This window comes from Tsukamurella paurometabola DSM 20162 (assembly GCF_000092225.1).
Classification (GTDB): Bacteria; Actinomycetota; Actinomycetes; order Mycobacteriales; family Mycobacteriaceae; genus Tsukamurella; species Tsukamurella paurometabola.
The window spans coordinates 2418698-2438438 of record NC_014158.1; the positions used below are offsets into that span (position 1 = coordinate 2418698).

At 68.4% G+C, this 19741-nt stretch carries 17 protein-coding genes and 1 riboswitch; of the genes, 5 read left to right on the forward strand and 12 right to left on the reverse strand.

The genetic code is table 11. From position 1 onward, the window contains the following. Window positions 1-18 precede the first annotated feature (18 nt). The 5 genes from TPAU_RS11645 (at window position 19) to TPAU_RS11665 (ending at window position 7101) form a co-directional block, all read left to right on the forward strand. Complete coding sequence (locus TPAU_RS11645; protein ID WP_013126955.1) at window positions 19-1200, forward strand: type III polyketide synthase; 1182 nt, start codon at window positions 19-21, stop codon at window positions 1198-1200. After that, window positions 1197-2936: an ATP-binding cassette domain-containing protein gene (locus TPAU_RS11650; RefSeq protein ID WP_013126956.1), complete on the forward strand. Its 1740-nt coding sequence runs from the start codon at window positions 1197-1199 to the stop codon at window positions 2934-2936. Before TPAU_RS11645 ends, TPAU_RS11650 begins: the two co-directional genes overlap by 4 nt. A 43-nt stretch (window positions 2937-2979) precedes the next feature. Then, window positions 2980-5166 carry a malate synthase G gene (locus tag TPAU_RS11655; RefSeq protein WP_013126957.1) on the forward strand — a complete coding sequence of 729 codons (2187 nt, stop codon included), beginning with the start codon at window positions 2980-2982 and terminating at the stop codon, window positions 5164-5166. A 65-nt stretch (window positions 5167-5231) separates the two neighbouring features. Then, entirely contained in the window at window positions 5232-5984 is a 753-nt protein-coding gene (locus TPAU_RS11660) for a spermidine synthase (protein WP_218022110.1), read from the forward strand. Window positions 5985-5994: 10 nt separating this feature from the next. Continuing rightward, the gene (locus TPAU_RS11665) at window positions 5995-7101 is read left to right on the forward strand and encodes a substrate-binding domain-containing protein (RefSeq protein ID WP_013126959.1); all 1107 of its coding nucleotides are present in this window, start codon (window positions 5995-5997) and stop codon (window positions 7099-7101) included. Between the two features lie 35 nt (window positions 7102-7136). Here TPAU_RS11665 and TPAU_RS23180 read toward each other — a convergent pair whose 3' ends face one another. The 12 genes from TPAU_RS23180 to secA2 form a co-directional block, all read right to left on the reverse strand. Then, a complete protein-coding gene (locus TPAU_RS23180; protein ID WP_013126960.1) occupies window positions 7137-7274 on the reverse strand; it encodes a hypothetical protein in 138 nt (45 codons plus the stop codon). 80 nt (window positions 7275-7354) lie between these two features. After that, window positions 7355-8572, reverse strand: coding sequence for a hypothetical protein (locus TPAU_RS11670; RefSeq protein ID WP_013126961.1), 1218 nt, complete (start codon window positions 8570-8572; stop codon window positions 7355-7357). Further along, entirely contained in the window at window positions 8569-9252 is a 684-nt protein-coding gene (locus tag TPAU_RS11675) for a hypothetical protein (protein WP_041944395.1), read from the reverse strand. The genes TPAU_RS11670 and TPAU_RS11675 overlap by 4 nt, the downstream gene beginning before the upstream one ends. Window positions 9253-9304: 52 nt before the next feature. Next, entirely contained in the window at window positions 9305-12124 is a 2820-nt protein-coding gene (gene gcvP, locus TPAU_RS11680; protein ID WP_013126963.1) for an aminomethyl-transferring glycine dehydrogenase, read from the reverse strand. Window positions 12125-12211: 87 nt separating this feature from the next. Then, window positions 12212-12313, reverse strand: a riboswitch (glycine riboswitch). 48 nt (window positions 12314-12361) lie between these two features. After that, complete coding sequence (locus TPAU_RS11685; protein WP_013126964.1) at window positions 12362-13549, reverse strand: macrolide family glycosyltransferase; 1188 nt, start codon at window positions 13547-13549, stop codon at window positions 12362-12364. Between the two features lie 43 nt (window positions 13550-13592). Then, a complete protein-coding gene (locus tag TPAU_RS11690; protein WP_013126965.1) occupies window positions 13593-14210 on the reverse strand; it encodes a MerR family transcriptional regulator in 618 nt (205 codons plus the stop codon). 193 nt (window positions 14211-14403) lie between these two features. After that, the gene (locus tag TPAU_RS11695) at window positions 14404-14922 is read right to left on the reverse strand and encodes a bifunctional nuclease family protein (protein WP_013126966.1); all 519 of its coding nucleotides are present in this window, start codon (window positions 14920-14922) and stop codon (window positions 14404-14406) included. A gap of 38 nt (window positions 14923-14960) precedes the next feature. Next, the gene (gene ftsR / locus TPAU_RS11700; RefSeq protein ID WP_013126967.1) at window positions 14961-15695 is read right to left on the reverse strand and encodes a transcriptional regulator FtsR; all 735 of its coding nucleotides are present in this window, start codon (window positions 15693-15695) and stop codon (window positions 14961-14963) included. 5 nt (window positions 15696-15700) lie between these two features. Then, window positions 15701-16141: an oxoglutarate dehydrogenase inhibitor Odhl gene (gene odhI, locus TPAU_RS11705; RefSeq protein WP_013126968.1), complete on the reverse strand. Its 441-nt coding sequence runs from the start codon at window positions 16139-16141 to the stop codon at window positions 15701-15703. 147 nt (window positions 16142-16288) lie between these two features. Then, on the reverse strand, window positions 16289-16693 hold the full coding sequence (gcvH, locus tag TPAU_RS11710; protein ID WP_013126969.1) for a glycine cleavage system protein GcvH: 405 nt from the start codon (window positions 16691-16693) through the stop codon (window positions 16289-16291). A gap of 112 nt (window positions 16694-16805) precedes the next feature. Beyond that, window positions 16806-17414 carry a CDP-alcohol phosphatidyltransferase family protein gene (locus tag TPAU_RS11715; RefSeq protein WP_013126970.1) on the reverse strand — a complete coding sequence of 203 codons (609 nt, stop codon included), beginning with the start codon at window positions 17412-17414 and terminating at the stop codon, window positions 16806-16808. Between the two features lie 4 nt (window positions 17415-17418). Further along, the gene (secA2, locus tag TPAU_RS11720) at window positions 17419-19728 is read right to left on the reverse strand and encodes an accessory Sec system translocase SecA2 (RefSeq protein WP_013126971.1); all 2310 of its coding nucleotides are present in this window, start codon (window positions 19726-19728) and stop codon (window positions 17419-17421) included. Between the last annotated feature and the right edge of the window lie 13 nt (window positions 19729-19741).

Here is a 19741-nt window from a genome sequence, read left to right on the forward strand (position 1 = left end):
TCATTCCAAGGAGGACCCATGATCGCCCCGCAGATCCGCCTCGGCGAGCCGGATACGACCCCGCTGCCGGACCCGCTGTGGCACGGCGCTCCGCCGGCACCGCCGACCACCGTCGCGGTGATCGAATCGCTCGCGACCGGCTCGCCGGCTCAGGCCCACGGCCAGTCGGTCTCCGCCGAACGGGTCGCCGCGCGATTCGCCGATCCGATTCAGGCCGAACGTATCCGCCGCGTGTACGCCAACACTGCGGTCGCGACGAGGCATCTGGCGATCGACCCGCTCAGCGACGACTTCGCCGACTTCAGCGCCCGGCCGGACACGATCCGTCAGCGAATGGACCTGTACTTCGAACACGCCGCACCGCTGGCGATCGAGACGGCGCGCCGCGCGCTCGGCGCCGTCGACGCTACCGAAGTGGGGCAGCTGATCTTCGTCACCAGCACCGGATTCCTCGCTCCCGGTGTCGATGTCGCGGTGACCCGGTCCCTCGGCCTGCCCGCCTCGACCAGTAGGGTCGTGATCAACTTCATGGGCTGCGCCGCCGCGATGAACGCATTGCGGGTGGCGAGCGATTTCGTGCGCGCTCACCCGGACCGTAAGTCTCTGCTGGTGTGCTTGGAACTGAGTTCGGTGAACGCGGTGTTCGCGGGCGATCCGAACGACGTGGTGATCTCGTCGCTGTTCGCCGACGGCTGCGGCGCCGCGCTCATCGGTGCGAGCGAGGTGGGACACCCGCTGCCCGCCGGTCACATCGTGGTGCGGGACACCTTCGCACATCTCCTCGACGACGCCGAGGACGGGATCGTGCTGGGCGTCAACGCGAACGGCATCACGTGTGAGCTCGCGCACTCCCTGCCGCGGTATATCCTGGACGGCGTATCGCCGGTGATCGACGGGGTTCTCGCCCGCAACGGTCTCGGGCGGGAGGACGTCGCGCACTGGGCGATCCACCCCGGTGGCCCGAAGATCATCGAGTCGGCGAGCGCCGCGCTGGGCCTGCCGCGGTCGGCGTCGCAGACCAGCTGGGCGGTGCTCGCCGAGCACGGCAACATGCTCAGCGTCTCGCTGCTGTTCGTGCTCGAACGCCTGCTCGGCGCAAGGGCGGCCGGCGGCACCCAGGAGACCGGGCTCGCCTTCTCCTTCGCCCCCGGGGTAACGGTGGAGGGCTTCCTGTTCGACGTCGTGGGCGGTCCATCGTGAAGCTCCTGAGATTCCTGCTCTCCATCTCGCCGGCCGCGATCGCCGCGGCCGTGGTGGCGGGCCTGATCGCGGGCGGCGCGAACGCGTACCTCCTGACGTTGATCAACGGACTGGTCGCGCCGGGCCCGATGCCCACCGTGACGGGGACCGAGTTCGTGGTGACCGCCGCAGTCGTGGTCACCGCCGGGGTCGCCTCGCAGTTGGTTCTGCTCCATCTGGCGCAGGCGGCGGTGTTCCGGCTCCGCGTGCAGCTTTCGCAGCGAGTGCTCGCCGCGCCGCTGGAGCACATCGAACGGCTCGGCGACCACCGTCTGCTGGCAACACTCACCGAGGATGTGCGCTCATTGTCGATGGCGGTGTCCGGGATTCCCGGGTTGTGCATCGACGTGGCCACGATCATCGGTGCGCTCACGTACCTGGCGACGGTCTCGGGCGCGCTGTTCGCGGTGTCCGTGGCGGGCACGGTGATCGGGATCGCCTGTGTGGAGACGGTGCTGCGGAAGGTGCGTGAGCACTTCCGTCGAGCCCGGGAGCTCGACGACGCTCTGATCGGCTCGTTCCACGAGGTGACCCATGGCATCAAGGAACTCAAACTGCACCGCGACCGACGCGCCGACTTCCTGGACCGCCGCCTGGTGGGCACCGCATCGGCTCTGCGACGACGGCACGTGGCCGCGGGAACGCGCTTCGCCGGCGGGCAGGCGCTCGGACAGGTGGTGCAGCTGGGCACCATGGTGCTGATCCTGTTCGTCCTGGCCCGCGCGCTCGAACTTCCGCGGGAGACGATGATCGGCTACGTCCTGGTGACCACCTTCCTTTCGATGCCGATGCAGAGCTTGATGCACCGGATCCCGGACCTGGTGCGCGGCGATGTGGCTCTGGCGAAGATCCGCGGAATGGACCTGTCGCTGGAGGCGCCGCGCGATGAGTCGGCACTGCCGTACGACGGACGGCCGCCGGCCGCCGACGCCACCGTCGAGCTACGCGGTGTGGGCTACGAGTACCTGCCCGAGCCGCCCACGGGGCGGCCCGGCACACATCCTCCGCATCCCCCGACCTCGCCCGGTGGGCCGCCGCACCCCGGTCCGCCTCGGCACCCGGGCGGGCCCGCGGCTCCGCGCGGTTTCCGGCTCGGCCCGGTCGACCTGGCGCTGCGACCGGGCGAGGTGACCTTCGTGGTCGGCGGCAACGGGAGCGGTAAATCGACCCTGGCGAAGGTGATCGCGGGACTGTACCCGCCGCGCTCGGGCGATCTGCTGCTGGGCGGGGAGGCCATTGGTACGCGCAACACCGAGTGGTTCCGACAGCACACGGCAGCGGTCTTCTCCGATTTCCACCTGTTCGATGACTACCTGGGGCTCGCGGCCGACGATCTGGACGATCGGGTGCGCCTGCTGCTGCACGAACTGGAGTTGGCGCACGCGGTCTCCGTCGAGGGCGGGCGATTGTCGACCGTGGCCCTCTCGTCCGGGCAGCGCAAGCGACTTGCGCTGCTCACGGCGCTCCTGGAAGACCGGCCCGTGTATCTGTTCGACGAGTGGGCCGCTGATCAGGACCCGCGGTTCCGCGCCGTCTTCTACGATCGGATCATCCCCGATCTGCGAGCGCGCGGGAAGACCGTGGTCGTCATCACCCACGACGACCGGTACTTCGACAGGGCCGATCAGCTCGTCAAACTGGACTACGGCCAGGTGGTCACCGCGGAGCGGACGGGGAACCTGCGCGGAGTAACATGATGCGCGTACTGCTTACGACTGTGTATTGAGGGGTTTGATAGCCATGGCCGATACCGCCCGCACGTCCGTCGCCGGTCTCGATGTCGCGACGGTTCTCTACGACTTCATCAACAACGAGGCCCTTCCGGGCACGGGCGTAGACCAGGCCGCCTTCTGGACCGGTGCGGCGAAGCTGATCGGCGACCTCGTTCCGAAGAACAAGGCACTGCTCGCCAAGCGCGACGAGTTGCAGGCGAAGATCGACGACTTCCACGCGGCGGCCCCGGGACCCGTGGACTTCCCCGCCTACAAGCAGTTCCTCACCGACATCGGCTACCTCGTGCCCGCCACCGAGGACCGTGAGATCACCACCGACAAGGTCGACACCGAGATCACCTCGACCGCGGGCCCACAGCTGGTCGTGCCGATCCTCAACGCCCGCTTCGCGATCAACGCCTCGAATGCGCGCTGGGGCTCGCTCTACGACGCGCTCTACGGCACCGATGCCATCTCCGAGGCCGACGGCGCGGAGAAGGGCACGAGCTACAACAAGGTCCGCGGTGACAAGGTGATCGCCTTCGCCAAGGACTTCCTGGATCAGGCCGTGCCGCTCGAGTCGGGCTCGCACGCGGATGTCACCGAGTACCGCATCAACGGCACCGAGCTGCTCGCGACCGTCGCCGGGGCGTCGGGCGCCAGCGAGGACGCTTCGGTCGGCCTCGCCGACCCGTCGGCCTTCGTCGGCTACACCGGTGAGCGCGCCGCGCCGACCGGCATCCTGCTGCGTCACAACGGCCTGCACCTGGAGATCCAGATCGATCCGGCGTCCCCGATCGGCTCCACCGATCGCGCGGGCGTCAAGGACGTGCTCGTCGAGTCCGCGGTCACCACGATCATGGACTTCGAGGACTCGGTCGCGGCCGTCGACGCCGACGACAAGGTCGTGGGCTACCGGAACTGGCTGGGCCTGAACAAGGGCGACCTGGCCGAAGAGGTCACCAAGGGCGGCAAGACCTTCACCCGCACGCTGAACCCGGACCGGGTCTACACCGCGACCGACGGCTCGGAGCTGGTTCTGCACGGCCGCTCGCTGCTGTTCGTGCGCAATGTGGGCCACCTGATGACCACGGACGCGATCCTGCTGGACGGCGAAGAGATCGGCGAGGGCATCCTCGACGGCATCGTCACCTCGCTGATCGCGATCCACGGACTGTCGGGCGAGGTCAAGAACTCGCGCACCGGCTCGATCTACATCGTCAAGCCCAAGATGCACGGCCCCGAGGAGGTGGCGTTCGCCGCCGAGATCTTCGAACGCGTCGAGCAGATCCTGGGCCTGCCCGCCCTCACCCTGAAGATGGGCATCATGGATGAGGAGCGCCGCACCTCGGTGAACCTCAAGGCCGCGATCGCCGCCGCGAACGATCGCGTGGTGTTCATCAACACCGGCTTCCTCGATCGCACCGGCGACGAGATCCACACCTCGATGGTCGCCGGACCGATCGTCCGCAAGGGCGAGCTCAAGGCACAGACCTGGTACCCCGCCTACGAGGACTCCAACGTCGACATCGGCCTGCACGCCGGACTGCAGCACAAGGCGCAGATCGGTAAGGGCATGTGGGCCATGCCCGACCTGATGGCCGCGATGCTGGAGCAGAAGATCGCCCAGCCCAAGGCCGGCGCTACGACCGCATGGGTTCCTTCGCCCACGGCCGCGACGCTGCACGCGCTGCACTACCACCTGGTGGACGTGTTCGAGACCCAGAACGAGATCGCCAAGCGGGATCCGGCTTCGGTCGACGACATCCTCACCATCCCCTTGGCTCCGAAGACCGATTGGTCCGACGCCGAGAAGCGCGAGGAGCTCGACAACAACAGCCAGTCGATCCTCGGTTACGTGGTGCGGTGGATCGACCAGGGCGTGGGTTGCTCGAAGGTGCCCGACATCCACGACGTCGCGCTCATGGAGGATCGCGCCACGCTGCGCATCAGCTCGCAGCTGCTGGCGAACTGGCTGCGGCACGGCATCGTGACCGAGGATGAGATCGTGGAGTCGCTCAAGCGGATGGCGCCGGTGGTCGACCAGCAGAACGCGGGCGACCCCGAGTACCGGCCGCTGGCACCCGATTTCGACTCGAACATCGCCTTCCAGGCCGCGAAGGACCTGATCCTGCTGGGCGGCGAGCAGCCGAGCGGCTACACCGAGCCGATCCTGCATGCGCGTCGGCGCGAGTTCAAGGCCGCGAACAGCTGACCGAGGACGGCCAGACCGGGCCGGTCACGATCGACAACGATCGTGACCGGCCCGGCGCGTTCACGGTGTTCCTGGACGGAACTCCGCAGAGCTACGTCGACCTCGATGATCCGACGAATCTCGTCTTCGAGTACGTCCGCCGGATCGGGCACGTTGTCGATCTCGTGCGCCCGCCGGGCGAGCCGATCACCGCCGTGCACCTCGGCGGCGGCGGATTCACCCTGCCCCGCTACGTGGCGGCGACCCGGCCGGGATCACGGCAGCAGGTGATCGAATCGGACCGTGCACTGATCGACGCCGTGCGGGCGGCCATGCCGCTGCCCAAGCGAGAGCAGATCAAGGTGCGCTGCGGTGACGCGGCCGAGGCGGCGGCGTTGCTTCCCGGGGGCCTGCAGGGCAACGTCGACCTGCTCGTGCTCGACGTGTTCGCCGGGGCCCGCACCCCGGCCGCGCTCACCACGCGGGAATTCTTCGCCTCGTTGATCCCGTTGCTCGCGCCCGGCGCGGCGGTCGCGCTCAACATCGGCGACGGTCCCCCGCTCGCCTTCGCTCGCGCGATGGCCGCGACGGTCGCGGAGGCGTTCGGGACGGTGGTGATCGCCGCGGAGCCCGCGATCGTCAAGGGGCGACGGTTCGGGAACCTGGTCCTGGTGGCCGGAACGGTGCCCGATGGCCTCCCCCGCCGACTGGCCGGGGATCCGTTCCCGGGCACGCTGCTCGACGGTGCCGAACTGACCCGGTTCATCGGTGGCGCGAAGCCCATCACCAGGGCGAACGCGCAAGACTCGCCTCCCCCACCTCGCGGCGTCTTCGGGTAGGTTGCTCTCGATGGGTACGCATAGATCAGGATCCGGTTCTCGCGGCCTCGCACGCTGGGTGATCGCGGCGATCGCGGCGGTCCTGGTGGTGATCGCGGTGGCCGGGGCGATGCTCTGGTTGCTGGGCCGTTCCGAGCAGGAGGGCCGCGATGCCGCCGCGACCTGCGTCGAGGGCGATCTCCAGCTGAAGGTGGCCGCCGCGCCCGCGCTGGTCGAATCCCTGCGCCGCGTTGCCGACGGATTCAACTCGTCGGGAACGGTCTCGAACGACTACTGCCCGCGGGCGGAGGTCACGGGTGTCGACTCCCCCGTCGCACTGTCCGCGCTGGCGGGGACGTGGGATCCGAAACTCGGTCCGGCACCGGCGGTGTGGATCCCGGAGAGCAGCATCTGGACGGCACGCCTGGCCGCCGCGAAGCCGGCCGAACTGTCGGGGCAGCCCACGTCCATCGCATCATCGCCGGGTGTCCTGGCGGTGCGTGGTTCAGCACGGCAGGCCTTCGACGGAGTCCGCTGGGTCGACGTGCCCGCACGCCAAGCCGATCTCGGGATCTCGTTGCCCACCGCCGGTTCCGGCGCCGACGGCACCTATCTGGCGGCCCAGTCCGTGGCTGCCGCTGTTGCCCGCACGGGTGGCGCCGCGATCGACGAGGAGGCCGCGCGCGGCCCGCTGGTGACCGGCACGTTGAACCGCTGGGCGAGCGCGGCACCGAAGACGGCGAACGCCACCGCGGCGCTGGAGGGCCTGATGGTGCCGTCGGATTCGCTGCGCGCCGTCCCGGTCACCGAGCAGCAGTTGTACGCCTTCGCCCGCGGTCGGGGCGAGACCGCTCCCGTGGCGGTGTATCCGGCGGGGCCGACCGCCGCAGCCACCTATCCGGCCGCCGTGCTCGATCGCGAGGGCGTCACGGAGGCGCAGCGTCGCGCTGCGTCCGACTTCGTCGCCTACATCGGCAAGGGCGAGAACGCGAAGCCGCTCGCGGAGGCCGGTTTCCGGGTCGCGGGTCAACCCACGCCGGACAAGACCTCGTCGGTGTCCTTCGGCACCGTCCAGCCACTCGCACCCGCGGCGAACCCAGCGGTCATGGCGATCGCCGACGCGATCACCCCCAAGTGACCCGTCTCGTCGCATCGCTCGGGTGGTCCGGGTAGCTACCGATTCTGCTCGTCGTGCACCCGCAGAGCCGCAAAGACCCGCGGTGAACTGGTGAGCACGCCGAAGGGGACGTAACTCGGGAACGGCGACTCGCCCCAGCCCACCCAGCGTGTGAACGCGATCGCGGCAGCCATCGTCCCCGCGCCGGTGACACCTTTCGGTGGATTTCTGCGGTATGAGCGCGGTTTCGGCCGCAGAAAGGCACCGAAAATCGCTAGTAGCGGCCGTTGAGGTAGGCGATGAGGGTGTGGCGGGTGTCCCGGATCTGATCGTCGATATCGTCACCGGCCGCGGTATGCGCCCAGAGCAACGCCGTCAGAGCCGGGTCGACGGCGCCCTCGAAATACACGTCGTCGCGCATGCTCAGTTCCCAGAGCCGCCGGGCCTCGTCACTCACACTCGACTCGACCACGGCGCGGTAGGCTGCAGCCTCGTACAGGTCGCGCTCGGCCTCCGCGGGTGTCCGGCAATAGCCGATCTCGTCGGCGGCGCGGTCGAGGATCGGTTCGATGTCCGACCGCGCACTGGTGGGCGGCGCCATCGCCAGTTCCGTCCACGCTTCCCCTGCACCGGGCAGGTCGGCGATAAGCTCGGCGGCACGCTGCGGGACATCCCCCGATGGCGTGGCGTGGAACCGGTAGGCCGCGATCAGGGCGTGGGCGCGCACCGTCGGATCGGCGAAATGGGTGTGGACGGTCTCGGTCAGTTGCGGCCCGTACCTGGCGTCGAAGTAGTCGATGAGGCCTTCCCTCAGCCTTTCCCGGCGATGGATGCGCATCCACTCGGGCTCGTCCCGCGCCCTCGTGCTCACGTCCACCGTCGGTTCCAGTGCGACAAGCGCCTCCCGGTGCCGGCGAGCATCGCCGGTGCGGAGGGCGTAGTAGATGAGCTGCTCGGCGACATCCGCGTCGGCTTGCTCCTGGGTCCGGTCGTAGCCGATCTCCGATAGGTCGCCGAGGCCGGCCGCAGCATGAGGCAGGTCCGTGTCGGAGATCAGTCCACGCCGGTGCGCTGCGATCACATATCGCGCGCGGACCATCGGATCAGCGAAGTGCGCTTCCACATCCGCGCCGAAACCTGCGACAGGAAGATCGATTCTGCGATTTCGTTCGGGTTTCGCCCCCGGAGCGGATATTTCCGCAGGCTCGGTGTCCCGACGGTGCCGGATCGTGTACGCGACATCGGGGAGGAAGGCGATGGGGACGACGGCGATTCCGAATACGACGCCGTCGAGGAATCGCGGCCTTTCCGGCCACAGGATGCTCGCCACGGTCGTGAACACGACCGTCCACAGCAGCGACCAGGAGTAGTCGACGATCCAGTCCTTCGGCCGCCGCTTCCGATCGTGCGACCCGATCACCATCCCGATGGGAACTGCCACCAGCAACATCACCGCGATCGACCCGACGATCACCCCGCCGAGATAGCTCATGCCGCCACCGGGGTTCCGAAGCGGGTGGTGAGCAGTGCGATTGCGGTGCGACGGAATGCACGGTCGACCTCGGGAACCCATTCGTCGCCGCTGCGCAGGAACGGCGCGGTAAGCACTGGAACTGCCTCGATGAGCGTCGGCGACGACAGACGCCAGCCGCGCAGCGCCGTCGTGTAGTGAACGGTCCGCGAGAAGTCCACGTAGTCGCCGCTGTCGAGGGCGGCGAAGATCCAGTAGGCAACCAGGTCGGTCGCGGCCTCTGGGGTAGGAGGCCGCGCCGACGTGAGTGCAGCCCCCGCGCGCGACGGGAAGTCGCAGGCACGGAAGTACTCGCGCGCTGCCGGCGGGATCTGTGCCCGCGCGGCTTCAGCGTCCTGCGCCGCGCGACTGCGCCGCCGGCGCGTTCGTACAAGGGCAAGCGTCAGGGCGAGCGGGTACCCGATCAGCAGCGGACCGGAGGCCGCCACACCCGACGTGAACGGCAGCTGCGGGCGCACGACAGCGCTGATCACCAGAGTCACCGCGAAACCCACCCCGAAGCCGACGAGGATGTCGGAGCCCGAGAGCCGAATGTTCTGGCCACGGTTCTTCCACGCGAAGATCGCCAGCACGATCAGGAGCGTCCCCGCGGGCGCGAGCACGCCCCAGAAGGAGCTCGACATCGCCGCCCACCGATCCATAATCGGCAGTTTACTTCAGCGGAGAAGGGTTGCCCGCTTCCGCATCGTCGGCCTACTCGGCGAATGCCTCGATCGGCGGGCAGGAGCAGACCAGGTTGCGGTCGCCGTAGACGCCGTCGATGCGCCGGACGGACGGCCACACCTTGGCACGCGCGCCACCCGACGGCAGGCCCTGCGGGTACACCGCGACTTCGCGCGAGTACGGGTGATCCCACTCGGCGACCAGGCACTCCGCGGTGTGCGGGGCCCCGCGCAACGGGTTGTCGTCCACCGGCCACTCCCCCGACGCGACGCGGTCGATCTCGGCACGGATGGCGATCATCGCCTCGCAGAACTCGTCGATCTCGCCCAGCGACTCGCTCTCCGTGGGCTCGACCATGAGCGTGCCCGCCACCGGGAAGCTCATCGTCGGCGCGTGGAAACCGTAGTCCGCCAGGCGCTTCGCGACGTCGTCGATGGAGACGCCCGTCTCCTTGGAAATGCCTCGCACGTCCAGGATGCACTCATGCGCCACCCGGCCGTTCTCGCCGGTGTAGAGCACCGGGAAGGATTCGCCCAGACGCGCCGCGATGTAGTTCGCCGAGGCGATCGCGGTGAGCGTCGCGCGACGCAGGCCGTCGGCGCCCATCATCCGGATGTACGCCCAGGTGATCGGGAGGATCGAGGCGCTACCGAACGGGGCCGCGGAGATCGTCGGGCCGTTCCCGAGCGACGGCTCGAGCGGGTGCCCGGGCAGGAAGGGCGCGAGGTGGCTGCGGACGCCGATCGGGCCCACGCCGGGGCCGCCGCCGCCGTGCGGGATGCAGAAGGTCTTGTGCAGGTTCAGGTGCGAGACGTCGCCGCCGAACTTGCCGGGCCGGGCGAGCCCGACCAGGGCATTCATGTTGGCACCGTCGACGTAGACCTGACCACCGGCCTCGTGGACCGCGCCGCAGATCTCGCGCACCTCGTGCTCGTACACGCCGTGCGTGGACGGGTAGGTGATCATGATCGCCGCCAGCTCATCGGCGTGCTTGGCGATCTTCTCCTTCAGATCCGCGGTGTCCACGTCGCCGGACTCGCGCGAGGCGACTACGACCACCTTCAGGCCCGCCATCACGGCCGACGCGGCATTCGTCCCGTGCGCGGACGACGGGATCAGGCACACGGTGCGGTGCGCGTCGCCACGCGAGAGGTGGTAGTTGCGGATCGCGAGCAGGCCCGCGTACTCGCCCTGCGAGCCGGCGTTCGGCTGCAGCGAGACGTTGTCGTAGCCCGTGATCGCGACCAGCCACTCCTCCAGCTGGGCGATCAGCGCGCGGATGCCCTCGGTGTCCGCGGCGGGCGCGAACGGGTGCAGCCGCGAGAACTCCGGCCAGGTGATGGACTCCATCTCGGCGGTCGCGTTGAGCTTCATGGTGCACGAGCCCAGCGGGATCATCGAGCGGTCCAGAGCGATGTCCTTGTCGGCGAGCTTGCGCAGGTAGCGCAGCATCGCCGTCTCGGTGCGGTAGGCGTGGAACGCCGGGTGCGTGAGGAACTCGGAGGTCCGGTTCTCGATGTCCGACGGTGCCGCGTTGACCGGCTTCGCATCGAAGGCCGCGAGCACGGCGGCGACGTCGGCCGGGGTGCTGGTCTCGTCGAAGGCGACGGAGATGTGGTCGTCGTCGACGCGCCACAGGTTGTAGCCGGCGGCCTTGGCGGCGGCGAGCACGTCGTCCGCACGGCCCGGGACCTGCACGAGCACGGTGTCGAAGAAGTCAGCGTGCACGACGGCGTCGCCGAGCGCGGCGGCGAACTCCGACGCACGGGCGTGCACGCGCAGCGCGATGGCCTTGAGCCCCTCCGGACCGTGGTACGAGGCGTACATCGCGGCGAGGACGGCCAACAGCACCTGCGCGGTACAGATGTTGCTCGTGGCCTTCTCGCGGCGGATGTGCTGCTCACGGGTCTGCAGCGCGAGGCGGTAGGCGAGGTTGCCGTCGGCGTCCACGGAGACCCCCACGAGGCGGCCGGGGATCTGCCGCGCGTGCTTCGAATGCACCGCGAGGTAGCCGGCGTGCGGGCCGCCGAAGCCGAGCGGCACGCCGAAGCGCTGCGTGGTCCCGAAGCAGGCGTCCGCGCCCTGCTCGCCGGGAGGAGTCAGCAGAGTCATCGCCAGCAGGTCAGCGCCGACGGCGACGAGCGCTCCGCGCTCGTGGGCACCGTCGATCACGGACTGCACGTCGGCGATCCGGCCCGAAGCGCCGGGGGTCTGCAGGATGACGCCGAAGAATTCGCCCTCGGGCAGGCCGGTGGTCACATCGTGGACCAGCACCTCGATACCGAGCGGCTCGGCGCGGGTCTCGATCACGGCGAGGGTCTGCGGGAAGACGTCCCGGTCGACGATCAGGCGCGGGCTCGTGGACTTGCCGGCGCGGCGCAGCAAGGTCATGGCCTCGGCGGCGGCAGTGGCCTCGTCGAGCATGGAGCTGTTGGCGATCTCCATACCGGTGAGGTCGGAGACCATGGTCTGGAAGTTGAGCAGGGCCTCGAGGCGGCCCTGGCTGATCTCGGGCTGGTACGGCGTGTAGGCGGTGTACCAGGCCGGGTTCTCGATGATGTTGCGCAGCAGCACCGGTGGGGTCAGCGTGTCGTAGTAGCCGAGGCCGATCATGGTGCGGTCCACCGTGTTGCGGTCGGCGAGTGCACGTAGTTCGGCAAGTGCCTCGTGCTCGTCGATCGCTGCGGGCAGGGCACCGAGGCCGTTATCGTCGGCGGGATCGAGGATCGCGGAAGGTACTGCGGCGCGGGCCAGGTCGTCGAGGCTATCGACACCGATCACGCGGAGGATCTGGTCGAGGTCGCCGCTATCGGGGCCGATATGGCGAGCGGGGAAGTTGCTGGCAGACACTGGGGAACCTCCGGGGCCGTGACGTGCCGGGCGCGGGGAACGACCGGCGCTGCCCTCCCCCTCAGTCACCGGCGGCTCCTGAGGCGCCCAACCCGCATGGTCCTGTTGCCTGAGAGATTGACGGAGAGGTGTTGCTCCTTCGGCGCCTGCGGGCTCGACCGGCCCGCTGGGCTCTCCCACGCGGTGTTGCGACGCGTGACGATTCTAACCCAGTTCAGTAGGACGCCCGTACGGCGACTACGCGGGCAGCCGGTCGAGCACCACATCCACGGCGCGATCGAGTCCGCCGAGGTCGGCGAGTTCCGCTGCTAGTTCGGCGGCACGACCGCTGAGCTGCAGCGCTGCGTCGCAGGCCTGTCCGAGTGCGACACCGGTCGGTGTCTGCGGCGCGGGCACGGCGATCCCTGCCGCCGCCAACATCTCGGCGTTCTCGAATTGATCGGCCGCCTGCGGGGCGGTGATGACGGGCGTGCCGGTGAGCATCGCCTCGGTGCTACCGCCCATACCGGCGTGGGTGAGGAAGACATCGGTCTCCTGCAGTACCGCGACCTGGTCGATCCACCGGTGGACTTCGACGTTGCCGGGCAGCGTTCCGTCGGAGGCGGTCACCGTCGCGGGTTCAGTGCGCCCACCGACCTGCAGGATCACCCGCCAGTCGGGCCGGGCGAGCGCGAGATCGCACGCGGCGCGGTAGGTCACCGGTTGGTCGGTGAACGCGGACCCGAACGACACGAGGAGGGTGATCGGGCGTTCCCCGCCCGACGGTGCCGCCGCCGGCAGGCGACGAGCGGGGCCGGTGAACGTGTAGATCGCGCGGTCCACCCGCTCGATGTTCGGCTGCATGGACGGCGCGATCAGCACCAGTGACCGTTCCGGCGTGCCGATGAACACCAGCGAATCCGTCTCGATGCCGTACCGCGCTAGCAGGGCGTCCTGTCGAGCGAGCATCGCGACTCCCCGAGGGTCGGTGCGCAACATCGTGTGGAATTCGGCCATATCGTCGGCGTAGCCCTCCCACGCCACATAGGTGGGTGAGATCTGGAGCGTCGGAATGTTCCAGGAGCGGGCGAGCACCAGGCTCATGGCACCGGCGATGTCGTAGAGGATCAGGTCGGGGCGGTCATCTTCGTACAGCGCGAACCACTGGGGCAGCTGGTTCTCGTACTCATCGGCGAACACCGTGAGCTGGTCGATCACATCACCGGCGAAGGCGTCCTCCGCACCGGTCTCAGCGTTCTCACCGAGTCCGGGAAGCACGGACGTGTAGGGCTTGAGCTCGGCTCCGGTCGCCTCGACGGTCGCGCGCATCGACGGATCGTTGGCGTAGCTGACCCGGTGGCCGCGGCGCACCAGCTCGGCGAACAGATCGAGCGCGGGGAGCACATGCCCGGGGGCGGGGATGGAGAACATCGCAATGTGGGCCACGGCGATGAACCCTAGGCGGCGCGCACACGGCGCCGCAACGGCTTTAGCCGGTGGCGCGCGACCGGTTGCGGCGGCGCGAGGCCAGCTCGTCCTCGGGCGCCGTTTCGGCCGCGGCACCATCGGCCCGCTCGCCGGGGAAGTCGGCGATGGTACCGGTGAGTTCGCGCATCGCACCGGAGACGGCGATACCGAAGACGCCCTGGCCGTGCTGAAGCAGGTCGACGACCTCTTCGGCACTGGTGCACTCGTACACGGTGGTGCCATCGGAGAACAGCGTGATCTTGGCGAGATCCTCGACGCCGCGCTGGCGCAGGTGGTCGACGGCCACACGGATGTTCTGCAGTGAGATGCCGGTGTCGAGCAGGCGCTTGACGATCTTCAGGACCAGGACGTCCTTGAAGGAGTACAGACGCTGGGTGCCGGAGCCGCCTGCGCTACGAATGGACGGCACGACGAGCGAGGTGCGCGCCCAGTAATCGAGCTGGCGGTACGTGATGCCGGCGATCTGGCAGGCGCTCGGACCGCGGTAACCGAGCAGCTCATCCGGGATGGTGTCGTTCGGGAACAGGCCCGGAGCGATGTCGTCGAGCGAGCCCTGTGTGCCGACGAGCACACTCGTCGGCTGATCGTCGCCCTGCCCGGTGCCAACCTGATCGGTCACTGCCGTCTCCCTCGTAGGTCCCGTGCGCACCCTTAGAGTACGCCTCCCGCGTTCCGGCCGTCGGTGTAATTCCCTCGGTGCCATTCGCGGTGTCCGGCGTGAACGCTAGGGGGCCGAAGCGTCCGAATCAACGCGACACACCCATAACCTCAAGTTGAAGTTGAGGTCGAGACCAAATCGTGACCTTCGAGGGTCAGGACTCACCCGGCGCTTTGAAGTCATCCGCGGAGATCGAGTCGAGGAACTCCTTGAACTTCTCGACTTCCTCCTCGGCAGGCGCTTCTTCGCCGGATTCGGTTGCCTCAGAATCGATCTCCTCATCCGGCAGGATCAGGCCCGCTTCGGCGAGCACCTCTTCCTCCGCGAAGATCGGCACAGCCAAGCGCACGGCGATGGCCACCGAATCGGAAGGGCGCGCCGAGACCGTTTGATCACCGTCGAGCACGAGATCGGCGTAGTAGGTGCCCTCCTGAAGCCCGGTGATCCGGACCTCCGTGAGCGAACGGCCGAGCGTCTCGAGCAGATCGCCGATCAGGTCGTGCGTGAGCGGCCGGGTCGGTTCGACACCCTGCAGTTTGATGGCGATGGCCGTGGCCTCGCCCTGCCCGATCCAGATGGGCAAGTACCGGGGGCCACCGACCTCGCGCAGGAGCAGCACCGGATCGTCCTGCGGCGGGTCCATCCGGATGCCCGCGACCGTCATCTCGATCATGGAATCAGCTTACCGGCGCACGAAAAGGCTTGCACCGACTACCGAACGGCGTCCTTGACGGCGGCCTTCACCAGCTGGGTGTGGAAGGTGACCGACAGCGCCGCGAGCTCGCGGATCAGTTCCGCGGCACGCTCGGCTGCGCCGGCGTCACCGCCACGGGCCACGGGATTGGCGATCTGCGCGATCAGCCCGGCCTCACGGTCGGCGGAGGTCTTGAAGGCGCGCAGGTGCCGCGCCTCGAGGCCGTACTCGGCGAGGGCCTTCGCCGCCCGCACCAGCTCGACGGCGTCTTCATCGAAGAACCCCGCCTTGCCCGAAGTGAGCAGCGCCGAACGCTCCAGTTCGCGGAGGAAGGCCTCATCTGCGCCCGAGCGGGCCAGCAGATCCGACCGGCTTATCCGGGTCTGCCGCCGAGCCGAGAAGTCGGTGGCGGGAGCAGTCTTCGAGGACACGGCGGTCAGCGTGCGCGGCGCCCGCGGAGCGGGCCCCTCGACGCTCTCACCGCGGTCGTGCGCGTCCAGCTGCTCCTTGATGATCTTCAGCGGCAGGTAGTAATCACGCTGAGCGGTGAGCACGTACCGCAGCCGCTCGCAGTCCTTGGGCGAGAAGCGCCGGTATCCCGACGGGGACCGGTCGGGAGTGACCAGCCCCTCCGACTCGAGGAATCGGATCTTGGAGATGGTCACGTCCGGAAACTCCGCGCGGAGCTGTTCCAACACCGCCCCGATCGACATAGCGCTCGGGGCGGTGGTTTCCTGACGTGGGGACGTCACCGGATTCAGCCTGCGGCAGGTACGTAGAACACCAGGCGGAACTTGCCGATCTGCACCTCGTCACCGTGCGAGAGCGGCGACGCGTCGACCGGCTCGCGATTGACGTAGGTGCCGTTCAGGCTGCCCACATCCACAACGGTGAAGCCGCCCTCGACCGCTCGGAACTCGGCGTGCCGCCGGGAGACGGTGACGTCGTCGAGGAAGATGTCGCTATCGGGATGGCGGCCTGCGGAAGTCGCCTCCTGATCGAGCAGGAAGCGAGAGCCCGCGTTCGGGCCGCGCTTCACCACGAGCAGGGCCGCGCCGGCCGGGAGGTTCTCCAGTCCCGTGACCGGCGCATCGCTCTCGGCACCGCCGGTGGCGTCCATCTCGCGGATGATGTCGGCACGGAACACCGAGGTGGTCTCCACGGGGGCCTCATCGAAGCCCTTGTCGTTCTCGCTCACATCGCTCCTTCGTCAGTTCCTACTGCACAGGTGTTCAAGTTTGCGGTACCTCGGGATGTGTTCTCCACGGTACCGCGACCGGCGCCGCGGGGGCGGCCGGATTCCCGGGCTCTAAAGCCGTTCTAAGAAACGGGCTTCGCGCTCAGGTCACGCCTCGGCCGTCAGCGCCTTGTAGCCGTCGGCGTCGAGCAACTCACCCAGGGCCGCCTCGAGGTCCTCCGGGGAGGGCGCCTCGATCTCGACGATCCAGCCCTCACCGTACGGGTCCGAGTTGATCAGATCCGGGCTGGAGTCCAGCTCGCCGTTCACGGCCACCACGCGGCCCGCCAGCGGGGCGAAGATATCGGAGACGCTCTTGGTGGACTCGACCTCGGCGAAGGAATCACCCGAGGTGACCTCGGCGTCGTCGTCCGGGAGCTGCACGAACACCACATCGCCCAGCTGGTCCTGCGCGTACTCGGTGATGCCGATCCGCACCACGGTGTCGCTCTTCTTCAGCAACCACTCGTGATCGGGCGTGTACAGCAATTCTCCGGGAAAGCTGGCGCTCACTTCGAGACTTCCTTTCGCGAGGGCTGCGCCGGGCGCGCGGCGGTTTCAACTTAGTGGGCGGAACGGGGGTCGAGCAACACGCCCCCGGTGTTAACCCCTGTGACCGGTGTGGTTACGAGGCGCGCCGCGGGAGCTGCTGGACGACGAGCACCGTCTGGTACCAGTACAGCGCGAGCGTCCACCAGTACATCCCGAGACCCCAGATGAGGAAGGCCCAGCCCAGCGGGTGCATCACTGCGCCTAGCCCGTTGTCGAAGGTCCCGGCCAGCAGCATCGGTAGCGCGTACATGAGCGCCATCGTCGCGGCCTTACCCAGGTACAGCGTGGGCAGCGCGGTGATTCCCCGGCTGCGCAAGAACGGCACGGTGCCCGCGAGAATCACCTCGCGACCGACGATCAGCACCAGCACCCACCACGGAATGATGTCGCGGATCGCGAGCGCGATCGGCACCACGATCATGTACAGCCGATCAGCGGCCGGATCGAGCAACTCCCCCAGCCGAGTCTGCTGATTGAGCAGCCGCGCCAGCTTCCCGTCCAGCCAATCGGTGAAACCGGACACCATGAGCACCACCAGCGCCCAGGCATCGTTCTTCTCCACCAGCAGCAGCCACAGGAACAGCGGGACACCGAGAAGCCGCAACACGCTGAGCGCGTTGGGCACGTTGACGATCCGGCCCGACGGTGCCGGGTCGGGAGCCGGCGCCGCGGCGTCGCTCATGTCCCTAGATCAATCCGAACATGTTCGCCATGCCCTTCGTGGCGAACGGATTGTCATGCACCATGTAGGTCCACGTCAGTGTGTTCCGGCCGAGGTCGGCACCGTCGAGATCGATGCCGTCCTCGGTGATCTCGGCCTCCTGCAGCGTCTCGCGGGTTCGGCGCATCGCCTCCTCGGCGAGCTTGCGGAACTCCTCGATCACGAGCCGGTGGAACTCGTCGAGCGGCGACTGCTTGCCGAGAGCGCGCAAGTGGATCGTGGTCTGCACCTCGGCGACGAAGGCGAGATGCTCGGCCCACACCCGGTCCAGGTGGTACAGGAAGGCTTCGCGCGCAGCCTGTTCGAGAACCTCGTCCGTGATGCCTGCGGCCCGCAGCTCCTCGACCCGGTCGGGTTCGAGTTCAGTGAACTCGGTGAGCGGCTTATCGGTGGTGAGCAGAGCGTGCCGCCGCGCCATCACCAGGTTGCGCTGCTGGTTGACCAGGTCGTTGTAGCGCCAGGTGTTGGCGTGGGTCTCGAGCATCGCGCCCTCGGCCACCCGCTGCGCGGAATCGAGCATGTCGGCGGCCTTACCGCCGCGGGGGAATTCGCCGGTGTCCGGGTCGAAGCCACCGGGTGACCGCTTGAGCGGGAGGTGCCGTTCCACGATCGGATCCTCCACGGAGGCGAAGATCACCGAGGTGCCGGGATCGCCCTGCCGGCCGGCACGGCCGCGCAGCTGCTGATCGAGACGTTCGGTGTCGTGCAGGCCGGTGCCGATCACGGCGAGTCCGCCGAGCTCGGCCACCTCGTCGTGCTCCGGGCTGTCGTCGCCCGCGTGACTGCCGCCCAGCTTGATGTCGGTGCCGCGGCCGGCCATCTGGGTGGAGACGGTGACCGCACCCTTGGTACCCGCCTCGGCGATGATCCGGGCCTCGTCGGCGTCGTTCTTGGCGTTGAGCACCGTGGCGACGACGCCGGAGATCTTCAGCATGTGCGCGAGTTCCTCGGACTCGGCCACATCGTGCGTGCCGATGAGCACCGGCTGACCCGTCTCGTGCAGTTCGCGTACGTACTCGACGATGCCGGCGACCTTGTTGCCCTTGTTGTCGTAGACCCGCATCGGCTGGTCGACACGCACGTTCGGGGTGTTCGGCGGGATCTGCGAGACCCCCAGGTCGTAGAACTGGCGCAACTGCTCGCCGGCTGCGATCGCGGTACCGGTCATACCGCAGACCAGGGCGTAGCGCTGCAGCAGCGCCTGCACGGTGATGGTGTCGATGACCTCGCCGGAATCGGTTTGCGCGAGCCCTTCCTTGGCCTCGACCGCGGCTTGCAGACCGTCGGGCCAGCGCTGCAACTCGGCGACGCGGCCGCGGGAGGAGTTGATCAGCTTCACGGCACCGTCGCGCACGATGTAGTGCACATCGCGCTCCACTAGTGCATACGCATGGAGGGCGATGTTCACCTGCGGCAGTGTGGAACCCACGTGCGCATCCGAGTACAGCTCGATGCCGCCCAATTCCTCCTCGATCAGGCGCGCACCGTCGTCGGTGAGGAACGCCGACTTGCCGTTGGCGTCGATCTCGTAGTGCTTGCCCTGCCGCAGCCGCGCGACCACTTCCATGATCGCGGCCTGCGGCACGTCGCCCTTCACCGAGCCGGCGAGCACCAGCGGGATCAGAGCCTCGTCGACCAACACCGAGTCGGCCTCGTCGACGATCGCGACATCGGGCTTCGGCGAGATGAGATCCTCGGCACGCGTGGCGAGCTGGTCGCGCAGCACATCGAAGCCGATCTCGTTGACCGAGCCGTAGACCACGTCGCGGGCGTAGGCCTCTCGACGCTCCTCGCGGGTCGACGATTCGGTGACGTAGCCAACGGTCACGTCGAGCAGATCGAAGAACGGCTTCATCCACTCGGCATCGCGTCGCGCCAGATAGTCGTTGGGCGAGATCACGTGGACGCTGCGGCCGGACAACGCCATTCCGGCCGCGGCGATGGCACCGGCGAGGGTCTTGCCCTCACCGGTGGCCATCTCCACGACGTCACCCTCGAGCAGCCGATCGGCCCCCTGCAACTGGACGTCGAACGGACGCAGCCCCAGCGTGCGGTCGGCTGCTTCCCGAGCGATCGCGATGAACTTCGCGCGGTCGTCGGCCTTGGGCTTGTACACGTCCAGCGCGAGCGCGGCGTCGGCGAACTCCTCGTCCGTCAGCCCCGCGGCCCACTCGTCGAATGCGGATGATTGCTCGATCAGCGCAACGGACCTCGACTGGTTTCGCGTGCTCTGCGCGCCGAGCACCTTCCACATCTTATTGCTGAACTTGCCCACGTGACCTCCGCTG

What these genes read in the sequence shown, in the direction of transcription:
- TPAU_RS11645 (WP_013126955.1), top strand. Translation starts at nt 19, where the DNA reads ATGATCGCCCCGCAGATCCGCCTCGGCGAGCCGGATACGACCCCGCTG.
- TPAU_RS11655 (WP_013126957.1), top strand. Translation starts at nt 2,980, where the DNA reads ATGGCCGATACCGCCCGCACGTCCGTCGCCGGTCTCGATGTCGCGACG.
- TPAU_RS11665 (WP_013126959.1), top strand. Translation starts at nt 5,995, where the DNA reads ATGGGTACGCATAGATCAGGATCCGGTTCTCGCGGCCTCGCACGCTGG.
- TPAU_RS23180 (WP_013126960.1), bottom strand. Translation starts at nt 7,274, where the DNA reads ATGGCTGCCGCGATCGCGTTCACACGCTGGGTGGGCTGGGGCGAGTCG.
- TPAU_RS11670 (WP_013126961.1), bottom strand. Translation starts at nt 8,572, where the DNA reads ATGAGCTATCTCGGCGGGGTGATCGTCGGGTCGATCGCGGTGATGTTG.
- TPAU_RS11675 (WP_041944395.1), bottom strand. Translation starts at nt 9,252, where the DNA reads ATGGATCGGTGGGCGGCGATGTCGAGCTCCTTCTGGGGCGTGCTCGCG.
- TPAU_RS11695 (WP_013126966.1), bottom strand. Translation starts at nt 14,922, where the DNA reads ATGATCGAGATGACGGTCGCGGGCATCCGGATGGACCCGCCGCAGGAC.
- TPAU_RS11715 (WP_013126970.1), bottom strand. Translation starts at nt 17,414, where the DNA reads ATGAGCGACGCCGCGGCGCCGGCTCCCGACCCGGCACCGTCGGGCCGG.